Below are 13254 nucleotides of genomic sequence, written 5' to 3' on the forward strand. Positions count from 1 at the left end.
TAACTGACGGACATCACTATACCAAAGGAGTTGAGGAAAGTGGCTAAATATATTTTAAAGCGTATCGCTATGGCGATCGTAACCATCTTTGCTGTTGCAACGGTTACTTTCTTTGTCATGAATATGGTGCCAGGCGGCCCCTTCATGTCAGAGAAGGCCATCAGCCCACAGGCCCAGGCGGCCCTTAATGAAAAGTACGGCCTGGACAAACCGTTAGGCGAACAGTATATCACCTATATGAAGGATTTGCTTCACGGCAATTTAGGATTAAGCGTAAAACAGCGCGGCCGTACGGTGAACATGATCATTGAAACAAAATTTCCTGTATCTGCAAGGATCGGCGGAATGGCAATTCTGACCGCTGTTCTTGTTGGAGTTCCATTAGGCAGTATTGCTGCATTCAAGCGCGGAACCGCAGTTGATAATATTATCATTATCTTCAGTACATGCGGAATCGCAGTACCGAGTTTTGTTGTCTGTACTATATTAATGTATATTTTGAGCTTAAAGCTGGGACTTTTGCCTACGTTTGGACTTGCGTCGTGGAAAAACTACATTATGCCTGTCATGGCTCTTTCATTTTATCCGTCCTCTTATATCGCACGTCTGATGCGTTCTTCCATGTTGGATGTTATGGGACAGGATTACATGAGAACAGCCCGTGCCAAAGGGCTTTCCCAGATGGTCAGCATCTTTAAGCATGCACTTCGTAACGCCATTCTTCCGGTTGTTACATATTTAGGACCGCTTTTGGCCTATACCGTAACAGGAAGTTTTATTGTTGAAAAGATATTTACGATTCCGGGCCTGGGATCTGAATTCATCGGTTCCATTACAGGACGTGACTATCCTCTTATCATGGGTACTACGATCTTCCTTGCTACTTTAATGGTTATCATGAATGTGTTGGTCGACGTTGCTTATAAATTCATCGATCCGCGAATTAATCTGAAGTAAGGGAAAGGAGAAAGAAATGCCAAAGAATAAATTATCATTACAGCTAAATGTAGAAGACTTTCTCCCGGCAAGTGATGCAGAAAAAGAAAGCCTGACAGTCATGCGTAAGAGCGTTGGATTTTGGAAGGATGGAATCAGACGCCTTAAAAAGAATAAGATTTCAATGATCAGCCTTGCTATTATCATTGTTGTATTTATTTTGTCCTTTTTAGTCCCTCAATTCTACCCATATAGGTATGAACAGCAGATCCGTGGAAGTGAAAATCTTGCTCCCATGCAGTATTCTGAAAAAGAACTGACTGCTATAGAATCGGGAGAGAAAGTATTTCCTCATATTTTAGGAACGGATAACCTGGGTCGTGACTATGCGGTCCGTGTCATGATGGGAAGCCGTGTTTCCCTGATGGTCGGTCTGATCGCTTCCTGTATCATTTTACTCATCGGATCCCTTTACGGTTCCGTCGCAGGCTTCTTCGGCGGCTGGGTGGATATGATTATGATGCGTATTGTAGATATGATTTATACAGTACCAGATATTTTGATTATCGTATTGCTTTCCGTTGCATTTGACCAACCGCTAAAAGCCTTGTCTCAAAGGCCCGGTTTTCAGTGGATCCAGGTCATCGGTGTTAACTTAATCAGTATCTTTGTTGTATTTGCCCTGCTTTATTGGGTAGGTATGGCACGTATCGTACGAAGCCAGATCCTGATTTTAAAGGAGCAGGAATATGTAACTGCGGCAAGAGCCCTTGGAGCATCCAGCGGTCATATCATTAAGAAACATTTGCTTACAAACTGTATAGGTACCTTAATTGTTACGACTACGCTGCAGATTCCATCTTCAATTTTTACGGAGAGCTTTTTAAGCTTCCTTGGCCTTGGCGTTGCTGCGCCCATGCCTTCTTTGGGAAGTCTTGCAAGCGCTGCGTTAAATGGTCTGCAAAGTTATCCGCACCGTTTGTTTGCACCGGCTCTTATGATTTCTATCATTATTCTAAGTTTCAACCTGTTGGGCGATGGTCTGCGTGACGCATTCGATCCAAAGCTGAAAGATTAAGGAGGAGAGATTCGATGAACGAATATTTGGTTAATATTGAAAATGAACGTCTTTCCTTCTTTACCCCGGCTGGAGAAGTGAAGGCTCTTAATGATGTATCCCTTCATCTTCGTGAAGGAGAAGTTCTGGGTATTGTAGGTGAGTCCGGTTCCGGTAAGTCAGTAACAGCCTACAGCCTTATGGGACTTACAGCTTATCCTGGACGCATGATTGGCGGATCCCTTCAGTTTAACGGCCACCAGATTGAGAAGATGACAGAGAAGGAAATGAGAAAGATCCGCGGAAATGAAATTTCTATTATTTTCCAGGATCCCATGACCAGCTTAAATCCGGTTTACACAGTTGGAAACCAGATCACTGAAGTGATCATGCTTCATACAAATAAAAATAAAAAGCAGGCGAATGAAAGAGCAAGGGAGCTTCTGACCCTTGTAGGGATCAATGAGCCTGATAAGCGTTTAAAGCAGTATCCTCACGAGCTGTCCGGTGGTATGCGTCAGCGCATCATGATTGCCATTGCTCTTGCATGTGAGCCAAAGCTTTTGATCGCTGATGAGCCGACTACCGCTCTGGATGTAACCATTCAGGCACAGATTCTGGAACTGATGATGGAACTGAAAGAAAAGCTTGGGATGGCGATCATCATGATCACTCATGACCTGGGTGTGGTTGCAAACATGTGCGACCGAATTGCAGTTATGTATGCAGGAAAAGTAGTAGAATACGGCAATACGGATGATATTTTTTATAATCCAAGCCATGAATATACAAAAGGCCTGATCCGGAGCATTCCTAAGCTTACGGAAAAAGAGCACAACAAGCTGGTTCCTATTGAAGGAAGCCCTGTGGATATGTTAAATCCGCCGGCTGGATGTCCTTTTGCGCCCAGATGCCGCGCCTGCATGAAGATTTGCCTGCGTGAAATGCCGCCGTATACGGATTTATCCGATATTCATTATAGTGCTTGCTGGCTGCTTCAGAAGCAGGAGTATGAACAGGCACAGAAGGGAGATGCATGATGGAAAATAAAAATCTTGTAGAGGTGCAGAATTTACAGCAGTATTTCCCTGTTGCCGGAGGCAAGTTATTTGAGAAAAAGGTCGTAAAAGCAGTAGATAACGTTTCTTTTGGAATAAAAAAGGGCGAGACTCTGGGACTGGTTGGAGAATCCGGCTGCGGAAAAACCACCACAGGCCGTACTTTGCTCCGTCTTTATGAACCTACCGCAGGAAAGATTTTCTTTGACGGAGAAGATATTACCAAGGTAAACATGCTGCCTTACCGCCGAAAGATGCAGATCGTGTTCCAGGATCCTTATGCCAGCCTGGATCCCCGTATGACCGTTGGGGATATTATCGGTGAAGCGATCGACATCCATCATCTTGCTTCTAATAAAAAGGATCGACAGGACCAGATCATTTCTGTTCTGTCAACAGTAGGACTTAATTCAGAGCACGCAAACCGTTACCCTCATGAATTTTCCGGCGGACAGCGTCAGCGTGTGGGTATTGCCCGCGCTCTGGCAGTGAACCCTCAGTTCATCGTCTGTGACGAGCCGGTATCGGCTCTGGATGTTTCCATTCAGGCGCAGGTTGTCAATATGTTTGAACAGCTTCAGGAGGAACTGGGACTGACCTATCTGTTTATAGCCCATGACCTTTCTATTGTGAAGCATATTTCCAACCGGATCGGAGTTATGTACTTAGGAAAAATGGTAGAGCTTGCAGACAGCTATGAACTGACTTTCCACAGCGTGCACCCATATACCAAGAGCCTGATTTCTGCCATCCCGATTGCGGATCCCGAAACCAGCCGTAAATCTAAGAGAATTGTTCTGGAAGGGGATGTACCAAGCCCGGTAAATCCGCCATCCGGCTGCCGTTTCCGTACACGGTGTCCTTATGCGGATGAACTTTGTGCTGCCCAGGAACCGGAGTGGAGAGAGGTTTCTTCCGGTCATTTTGCTGCATGTCACCATCTGGACAAGGTAAACTGATTTTCATTGCCATTTTATAGTTTTTATGCTATGCTGAGAATAAATCGGCACAACAGACGTCGGACGTATTGCTGTGCCGATTTAAATATATTCTATAGGAGGGAATTTATGAAAAAAATGTCACTTGTATTGGCTGCTGTTATGGCAACCGGCATGATCCTTTCCGCTTGCGGCGGTAATAAATCGGCTGGTCCATCTGCAGGCGGTACTACCAATGCAGCGAATGGGGAAGCAACTACCCCAGGAGGAGAATCATCTGGAGGTCTTGACCTTGCAGTTCAGGTCGGTCCAAACCCGGAAACCATTGATCCCGCTTTAAATAGTGCGGCTGATGGTGCAAACGTGATCGTACATGCCTTTGAGCCTTTACTGATCGTAAATTCAGAGAACAAGATTGTAGGCGGTCAGGCAGAAACCTACGATGTATCTGATGATGGACTTACCTATACCTTCCACCTTCGTGATGGTTTGAAGTGGAGTGATGGTACTCCTCTGACAGCCAATGACTTTGTGTATTCATGGAGGAGACTGGCTGATCCTAATACAGCAGCTCCTTATGGGGCAGACATGCTGGGTTATGTAAAGGGCTATGAAGAGGCAGCTGCTGGAGATCCGGATGCCCTTGGTGTTTCAGCTTCCGATGACAAGACTCTTGTAGTAGAATTATCCGCTCCCTGCGTGTATTTTTCAAAGCTGGTTACTCATGCCTCCATGGTTCCGGTGCAGCAGACAGTTGTAGATGCAGCTGGAGATCAGTGGTGCTTAAAACCTGACACCTATATCTCTAACGGACCTTTAAAGATGATTGAGTGGGTACCAGGCTCTCATATTACTTTTGCCAAAAATGAAAATTATTGGAACGCAGATAAGATCACTTTAAATACTTTAAAATTCGTCCTGATGGAAGATGCTAATGCGGCTTACAGCGCTTATCAGACCGGAGAAGTATCCATGATTAAGGATGTACCTACAGAGGAGATCCCGGCGCTTAAGGGCAAAGAAGAGTTCCATGTTGAGCCAGGTATGGGTATTTCCTATATAGATTTCCAGAACCAGAAGGAGCCATTTAACAATCCGGATGTTCGTAAAGCTTTAAGTCTTGCCATTGACCGTGATTATCTGGCTAATACCGTTATGCAGGGTATTGGCGCTCCTGCGGCTAACTTTGTTCCACGTGGTGTATCTGATGCAGAAGGCGGAACCTTCTTTGAGGATGTAACACGCAAGAATAACGGTGGTGACTTCTTTAATATTGAAGATCATGAAGCAGATATTGCAAAGGCGAAAGAGCTTCTTGCAAAGGCAGGATATCCTGACGGAAAAGGCTTCCCTGTTACTGAGTATATGACCAATGATGCTGGCTATAACAAAGCGGTAGCAGAATACCTGCAGAGCTGCTGGAAAGAAAACCTTGGCATTAGCGTAGACATTAAGATCCTTGAGTGGGCTACCTTTACACCTACCCGCCGTGCAGGAGATTATCAGATTGCCCGCGATGCCTGGAGTTTTGATTATGATGATCCTTCCAATCTTTTAAACCTGATGATGTCTACAAGCGGCAATAATAATGCTTTGTACAAAAATCCGGAGCTTGACAAGCTTCTCAATGAGGCCAACTCCACTGCTGATGTTAAAGAGCACTATGAGAAGCTTCATGAGGCAGAAAACATGATCCTTAACGATGCAGCCATTGCACCGCTTAATTACCGGAATGAATTCTGGTTACAGGATCCTAAGTTAAAGGGAACATGGTATTCTCCATATGGATACTGGTTCTTCCAGTTTGCTACCATGGACTAATAAACTGTTATTTATAAATTGCACCCAGGAATATTTCCTGGGTGTTTTTTTACCCTTCATTTATTCTTTTCTAATATACCATTTTATCATTGCTATTTTACTATTTTTATGTTATATTAAAGAATAAGTCGCTGCAGTAACTGATTAAAGCGTTATTGCGTTGATAGAATATAATTTTATTAGGAGGACGGTTTATGAAAAAAATGTCACTTGTGTTGGCTGCTGTTATGACCTCCGGTATGATTCTTTCCGCTTGCGGCGGAAATAATACCGCTGGCACGAAAGCAGGTTCTGACACAAACACAACTGCGGCAGCTAACGGCGAAACTGCAGCACCCGCGGATGGGACTTCTACAGCACTTGATCTTGCAGTGCAGGTTGGTCCAAATCCCGAGACCATTGATCCGGCACTGAACAGCGCTGCAGATGGTGCTAATATTATTGTTCATGCGTATGAACCTCTGATGATCGTTGATCCAGAGAACAAGATTGTGGGCGGTCAGGCTGAATCTTTTGATGTATCTGAGGATGGCCTTACCTATACCTTCCATCTTCGTGATGGCTTAAAGTGGAGCGATGGCACACCGCTGACAGCCGAGGATTTTGTATATTCATGGAAGAGACTTGCTGATCCTAATACGGCAGCTCCGTATGCAGGAGATATGCTTGGCTATGTAAAGGGATATGAAGACGCAGCATCAGGCAATCTGGATGCTCTGGCTGTTTCCGCACCTGATGATAAAACCTTTGTGGTTGAGCTGTCTGTTCCCTGTGTATATTTCTCAAAGCTGATCACTCATGCATCCATGGTTCCTGTACAGAAGGCTACGATTGAGGCAAATGGTGACCAGTGGACCTTAAAGCCGGAGACCTATGTGAGCAATGGTCCTTTAAAGATGGTTGAATGGGTACCAGGTTCTCATATTACCTTTGGTAAGAATGAAAATTACTGGAATGCAAGCAAAGTTACTTTAAATACCTTAAAATTCGTCCTGATGGAAGATGCCAATGCAGCTTACAGCGCATACCAGGCTGGTGAAGTATCCATGATTAAAACCCTTCCTACGGAAGAAATTCCAACCCTTAGAACTACCGATGATTTCCAGATAGGATCCACCATGGGTACATATTATATAAGCTTCCAGACCCAGAAGGAACCTTTTAATAACCCGGATGTGCGTAAAGCGTTGAGCCTTGCCATTGACCGTGATTATGTTGCCAATACTGTTATGCAGGGAATTTATGCTCCGTCAACAAATTTCGTTGGACCTGGCATCTCTGATGCTGAAAATGGTTCTTCCTTTGAAGATGTGACTCGTAAAAATAATGGCGGCGATTTCTTTAATGTTGCTGATCATGAAGCTGATATTGCTAAGGCAAAAGAACTTCTTGCAAAAGCCGGATATCCAGATGGTCAGGGATTTCCAACCATTGAATACATGACGAATGACCAGTTGTTCCATAAACCATTAGCTGAGTATTTACAGAGCTGCTGGAAGGAAGCACTGGGAGTTAATATGGACATTAAGATCGTTGAATGGTCTACCTTTACACCTACCCGTCGTGCAGGAGATTTCCAGATCGCACGTAACGGCTGGTTATTAGACTATGACGACCCATCCAATATGCTGAACTTATTTAAGTCCACCAGCGGTAATAACGATGGTAAGTACAATAACCCTGAAGTTGATAAGAAGCTTGATGAAGCAAACTCCACTTCTGATGTTGCAAAGCACTATGCATTGTTGCACGAAGCAGAGAACATGATTTTAGAGGATTCCGCTATAGCTCCGGTTGCTTATTACAGCCAGCCATGGTTACAGGATCCTAAGTTAAAGGGTACATGGTATTCACCATATGGATACTGGTTCTTCCAGTATGCTACCATGGAATAGTAAGGATTATCTGAATTTTTAGAAAGCATCCGGGAATTATTTTCCGGGTGCTTTGCTTTTGCCGGGTCTTTATTCCCTGCCTGCAAACTTCCTCTTTCCAACCCTAGGAAAGTATGTTATAATCTCCTAAGACAATACAAAAGTACAGGAGAGTTAAGGCTATGAATCCAAGACGTGTATTATTAAAGCTCAGTGGCGAAGCTCTTGCTGGTGCGAATAAGACGGGCTTTGACGAAGCGACTGTTAAAGAGGTCGCGCGGCAGGTTAAAATATCCGTGGATGCAGGTGTCGAAGTAGGCATTGTTATTGGCGGAGGTAACTTCTGGAGAGGCAGAACCAGCGATGCCATTGACCGCCCTAAGGCGGATCAGATTGGCATGCTTGCTACAATAATGAACTGCATTTATGTTTCAGAGATTTTCCGTAATGCCGGGATGAGTACACAGATACTGACCCCGTTTGAGTGTGGTTCCATGACAGAACTTTTTTCCAAGGACAGAGCTAACCGGTATTTTGATGAGGGTAAAGTTGTATTTTTTGCCGGGGGAACAGGCCATCCTTATTTTTCAACCGATACAGGCATTGCGCTTCGCGCCATTGAAATGGAGGCAGATTATATTTTACTGGCAAAATCCATTGACGGCGTATATGACAGTGATCCGAAGACAAATCCCAATGCTGTTAAATATGAGGAGATTTCCATTCAGGAGGTCATCGAGAAGCAGCTTGGTGTCATTGATTTAACGGCTTCCATTATGTGTATGGAAAATAAAATGCCCCTTGCGGTATTTAGCTTAAATGAAAAAGATGGCATTGCTAATGCAATGCAGGGAAAAATAAACGGTACCATAGTTACCGCATAAACCAGGAGGACGATATGCAGGAGAGTTTACAGGTTTACGAAGACAAGATGAACAAGACATTAAAAGCGCTGGAGAATGACTATATGACCATCCGCGCAGGACGTGCCAACCCGCATGTGCTGGATAAAATAAGAGTGGATTATTATGGTACACCGACTCCTATCCAGCAGGTCGGCAACATTTCTATTCCGGAAGCCCGTATGATTGTGATCCAGCCATGGGAGAAGGGCCTGTTAAAGGCAATTGAAAAGGCAATTCTCACTTCTGAACTGGGAATCAACCCCACCAATGACGGCAATGTAATCCGCCTTGTATTTCCGGAGCTTACTGAGGAACGCAGAAAAGATCTGGTTAAAGATGTTAAGAAAAAAGGAGAGGCTTCCAAGGTCGCTATCCGTAACATCCGCCGTGATGCCAATGACTTATTTAAAAAGCAGTTAAAGTCAGAGGAAATTTCTGAAGATGAGCAGGCAGAGGCTGAAGACAAGATTCAGAAGCTGACAGACAAGATGATCGCCCAGGTAGACAAAATGATTGAAGAAAAGTCAAAGGATCTTCTTACAGTATAAAAATCTTGAATAAGGGCAGGCATTTTGCCTGTCCTGTTTTATATATCTGGAATTGGAATTCCCAGGTTTATAAAACAGCGCTCCGTTAGGATGCGCACTCTGCGCTAAGGAAGTATGGTTGCTAAAGAAACCGCGCTCCGGCGCAAGAGTCTGCTTTGCAGACTCTTTATTCTGTTTTAAAAGGAGCGGCATTATATGGACAAAAGGAATGAGAATATGGTGATTCCGGAGCATGTTGCTATTATATTGGATGGCAATGGCAGATGGGCAAAAAAGCGTGGGCTTCCAAGAAGCGTGGGCCACAAGGAAGGATGCGTGACCGTAGAAAGAACGGTAGAGGATGCAGCAAGGCTTGGAATTAAGTATCTGACAGTTTATGGTTTTTCAACGGAAAACTGGAAACGTACTTCAGATGAAGTTGGAGCCTTAATGCAGCTTTTCCGCTATTATATGGTCAGGCTTTTGAAGATCGCCAAAGCCAATAATGTGCGTGTAAAGATGATCGGTGATAGGGATCGGTTTGACAAGGATATTATAGAGGGAATCGGTAAACTGGTGGAAGAGACGAAAGATAATACAGGTCTTACCTTTATCATTGCTGTTAATTACGGCGGCCGTGATGAGATTGTTCGTGCTACCAGGAAACTCATGAAGGATTCGGCAGAAGGAAAGCTTTTGCCGGAGGATATGACGGAAGAAGTTTTTTCTTCTTATCTGGATACAGAAGGACTTCCGGACCCGGATCTTCTTATACGTACCAGCGGTGAGTTGCGGCTTTCCAATTATCTGCTGTGGCAGCTGGCCTATACGGAACTCTATGTTACGGATTGCCTTTGGCCTGATTTTAATATGGAAGAAATGAAAAAGGCAATTGCAGCGTACAATAGTAGGGAACGAAGATTTGGGGGAGTGAAGTGATTCGGAGGGAGGAAACACCATGTTTACAACCAGACTGATAAGCGGAGTCATTCTCGTTATCATAGCTCTTTTTACAGTTGGAAGCGGGGGAGTATTGCTTTTTGCAACAACCCTTTCCATATCTATGATTGGTTTGTTTGAGTTGTATCGCGTGATGAAGATACAGAAAAACCCGTTGGGATTTATGGGATATTTAACGGCCCTGTCCTATTATGGGCTGCTGTGGTTTCATGGAGAGCAGTTTATGATGCTCATGTTCATTGCATTTTTGATGATCCTTATGAGTATTTATGTATTTGCCTTTCCAAGGTATCAGATGGAAGAGGTGACGGTGGCTTTTTTTGGAGTTTTTTATGTTACAGTCATGTTGTCTTATCTTTATCAGGTCCGTGCCATGGCAGACGGGAAATATCTGGTGTGGCTGGTATTTTTAAGTTCATGGGGGTGTGATACCTGTGCTTATTGCGTGGGTATGCTTATAGGAAAGCACAGGCTGGCTCCTGTACTCAGTCCTAAAAAGTCTATAGAAGGGGCAATCGGCGGAGTGGCCGGCGCAGCTCTTCTGGGTATTCTTTATGCAACTCTTTTTGGAGGATCCATGACAGAGATCCGCAATCCCCAGGCAGCCTGTGGACTGGCTTGTGCCATTGGAGCGGTAATCTCCCAGGTTGGGGATCTGGCAGCATCTGCTATCAAACGCAATCATCAGGTAAAGGATTATGGAAAATTGATTCCGGGCCATGGGGGAATTCTGGACCGTTTTGACAGCATGCTCTTTACGGCACCTGCCATTTATTTTGCAGTAACATTTTTACGTTAAAAGATTATTTGGCTTAAAAATTGGTAAATTGGAAAAGAAAAGGAGTTAGCAGCATAAGATGAGGAAAATAGCAATCCTGGGTTCAACGGGATCCGTCGGGAAACAAACTCTGGAGGTGGCTGAAAATCAAAAAGATATAGAAGTGACCGCCTTGGCGGCAGGCAGTAACATCCGCCTGTTAGAGGAGCAAATAAGAAAATTTCATCCAAAGATCGCATGTGTATGGAGTGAAGATAAGGCCAGGGAGCTGGCGGCATCGGTAAAGGATTTGCCGGTCCGCATTGTTTCCGGAATGGAAGGCCTTATGGAAGCTGCCACAGAAAGCTCTGCAGAAATTGTGGTCACTGCCATCGTTGGTATGATTGGAATCCGTCCTACCATCGCAGCTATTGAGGCTGGAAAGGACATTGCTCTTGCCAACAAGGAAACCCTTGTAACTGCCGGGCACATCATTATGCCTTTAGCAAAGGAACGGGGAGTGAAGATTCTCCCTGTGGACAGCGAGCACAGCGCCATTTATCAGTGCTTAAACGGAGAAGATAAAAAAGCCATACATAAGATCCTTTTGACAGCGTCCGGTGGTCCTTTCCGTGGAAAAACCAGAAAAGAGATGGAGTCAGTCCAGGTGGAGGATGCGTTAAATCATCCCAACTGGTCTATGGGCAGGAAAATTACCATAGATTCCTCCACTATGGTCAATAAAGGCCTTGAAGTGATGGAAGCAAAATGGCTTTTTGGAGTAGAAATGGACCAGGTAGAAGTGGTAATCCAGCCTAAGAGCGTGATTCATTCCATGGTGGAGTTTGAGGATGGAGCAGTCATGGCCCAGCTTGGAACGCCGGATATGAAGCTTCCGATCCAGTATGCACTTTTCTATCCGGAGAGGAGATATCTTCCCGGAGATCGTCTGGATTTCTGGACCATTAATCAAATAACTTTTGAAAAACCGGATATGGTAAATTTTCCTGGTTTAAAATTGGCATATATTGCCGGGAAAGAAGGCGGAACACTTCCAACAGTATTCAATGCTGCCAATGAACGGGCAGTTGCCAAATTTTTGAACAGAGAAATTTCATATCCAACCATAACTGATATGATAGAGGGAGCTATGAACGGGCATACTGTAAAAGAGAATCCAACAGTAGAGGAAATTCTTGAAGCAGAGGCTGCAGCTTATGAATATATAGAAAGCAGGTGGTAAATTGTCCAGCGTTATCGTAGCGATTCTGGTTTTTGGGCTGATCGTATTAATTCATGAATTAGGGCATTTTTTATTCGCAAAAATGAACGGAATCGCGGTGATTGAGTTTTCAATCGGCATGGGACCAAGATTGGTCCGTTTTAAGAAAGGTGAGACTATTTATTCCATAAAGGCGCTGCCCTTGGGCGGTTCCTGTATGATGCTGGGAGAAGATGAGGAAAATCCCGATGAGCGGGCGTTCCAGAATAAATCGATTCCGGCCAGAATGTCAGTAATTGCAGCCGGTCCTATCTTTAATTTTATTTTAGCTTTTTTCCTGGCTGTACTTCTGGTAGGGATGAACGGATATGATACGACCTATATAAAGGAAGTAACAGAAAATTCGCCTGCTTATGAGGCAGGGATCCAGCCTGGAGATAAGCTGCTCCGGATCAATGGGGAGAGTGTATCCATGTATCGGGATTATATTCTTTATAAGCTTTTAAAGCCTGAAGAGAAGATGAATCTTGTGGAATATTCCAGAATGGATCCAACGACCGGAACTGAAAGCATTCATTCTGTTTCTGTTAATCCACAGTATTCAAAGGAAAGCGGGAAATATCTGATTGGTATTATCATTGCTCCTGAGAATAAAAAGGCTGCCTCTATTGGCGAGCTGGTTAAATACGGTTACATGGAAATGGAATACGATGTAAAGCTGACAGTAAAAAGCCTTGGCATGCTCTTTACCGGCAAGGCAAGTGTCAATGATTTAAGCGGCCCTGTAGGCATTGTAGTTATGATTGATGATTCTGTTAAGGCTGGACTTACGGTCAGTGTTGTAGCGGCACTTATGAATGTAATCAGCATGTGTATCCTTCTGAGCGCAAACTTAGGCGTTATGAATCTTCTTCCGATCCCTGCCCTTGATGGAGGGAGGCTATTGTTTCTGATTATTGAAGCCATCAGAGGCAAGCGTATGGATCCGGAGAAGGAGGGCCTGGTTAATTTAATCAGCATGGCCGCCCTTATGGCCCTCATGATTTTTGTGGTGTTTAATGATATCAGCAGGTTTACGTGAGAAAACCATAATTACTCAGGCGGCGGGTCAAAGGAATATGCATGCATGTTCCCTTGACTTCTGCCGCAATAACCGGATGGAACTCGCGCAGTGGGTTGCTTCCGGTTTTGAGGTATAT

General features: G+C 44.3%; 12 protein-coding genes. All 12 read left to right on the plus strand.

Going from position 1 to position 13254, the window contains the following annotated elements:
* Window positions 1–39: 39 nt before the first annotated feature.
* A complete protein-coding gene (locus tag BMW45_RS22240; protein WP_025232842.1) occupies window positions 40–957 on the plus strand; it encodes an ABC transporter permease in 918 nt (305 codons plus the stop codon).
* 16 nt (window positions 958–973) lie between these two features.
* Window positions 974–2014: an ABC transporter permease gene (locus BMW45_RS22245; protein ID WP_025232843.1), complete on the plus strand. Its 1041-nt coding sequence runs from the start codon at window positions 974–976 to the stop codon at window positions 2012–2014.
* 14 nt (window positions 2015–2028) lie between these two features.
* The gene (locus BMW45_RS22250) at window positions 2029–3033 is read left to right on the plus strand and encodes an ABC transporter ATP-binding protein (protein WP_092249113.1); all 1005 of its coding nucleotides are present in this window, start codon (window positions 2029–2031) and stop codon (window positions 3031–3033) included.
* The gene (locus tag BMW45_RS22255) at window positions 3033–4010 is read left to right on the plus strand and encodes an ABC transporter ATP-binding protein (protein WP_334292479.1); all 978 of its coding nucleotides are present in this window, start codon (window positions 3033–3035) and stop codon (window positions 4008–4010) included. The genes BMW45_RS22250 and BMW45_RS22255 overlap by 1 nt, the downstream gene beginning before the upstream one ends.
* 108 nt (window positions 4011–4118) lie before the next feature.
* The gene (locus tag BMW45_RS22260; protein ID WP_092249116.1) at window positions 4119–5810 is read left to right on the plus strand and encodes a peptide ABC transporter substrate-binding protein; all 1692 of its coding nucleotides are present in this window, start codon (window positions 4119–4121) and stop codon (window positions 5808–5810) included.
* Window positions 5811–6004: 194 nt separating this feature from the next.
* Window positions 6005–7705: a peptide ABC transporter substrate-binding protein gene (locus BMW45_RS22265; RefSeq protein ID WP_092249119.1), complete on the plus strand. Its 1701-nt coding sequence runs from the start codon at window positions 6005–6007 to the stop codon at window positions 7703–7705.
* A 161-nt stretch (window positions 7706–7866) separates the two neighbouring features.
* Complete coding sequence (pyrH, locus tag BMW45_RS22270; RefSeq protein WP_025232848.1) at window positions 7867–8568, plus strand: UMP kinase; 702 nt, start codon at window positions 7867–7869, stop codon at window positions 8566–8568.
* Between the two features lie 14 nt (window positions 8569–8582).
* Window positions 8583–9137: a ribosome recycling factor gene (frr, locus tag BMW45_RS22275; protein ID WP_092249122.1), complete on the plus strand. Its 555-nt coding sequence runs from the start codon at window positions 8583–8585 to the stop codon at window positions 9135–9137.
* Window positions 9138–9332: 195 nt separating this feature from the next.
* Window positions 9333–10055: an isoprenyl transferase gene (locus BMW45_RS22280; protein WP_092249125.1), complete on the plus strand. Its 723-nt coding sequence runs from the start codon at window positions 9333–9335 to the stop codon at window positions 10053–10055.
* 19 nt (window positions 10056–10074) lie between these two features.
* Window positions 10075–10875 carry a phosphatidate cytidylyltransferase gene (locus tag BMW45_RS22285; RefSeq protein WP_025232851.1) on the plus strand — a complete coding sequence of 267 codons (801 nt, stop codon included), beginning with the start codon at window positions 10075–10077 and terminating at the stop codon, window positions 10873–10875.
* A 58-nt stretch (window positions 10876–10933) separates the two neighbouring features.
* On the plus strand, window positions 10934–12076 hold the full coding sequence (locus tag BMW45_RS22290) for a 1-deoxy-D-xylulose-5-phosphate reductoisomerase (RefSeq protein ID WP_092249128.1): 1143 nt from the start codon (window positions 10934–10936) through the stop codon (window positions 12074–12076).
* A 1-nt stretch (window position 12077) separates the two neighbouring features.
* Window positions 12078–13136 carry an RIP metalloprotease RseP gene (gene rseP / locus BMW45_RS22295; RefSeq protein ID WP_025232853.1) on the plus strand — a complete coding sequence of 353 codons (1059 nt, stop codon included), beginning with the start codon at window positions 12078–12080 and terminating at the stop codon, window positions 13134–13136.
* The last annotated feature ends 118 nt before the right edge of the window (window positions 13137–13254 follow it).

The organism is Lacrimispora sphenoides (genome assembly GCF_900105215.1).
GTDB lineage: Bacteria > Bacillota > Clostridia > Lachnospirales > Lachnospiraceae > Lacrimispora > Lacrimispora sphenoides_A.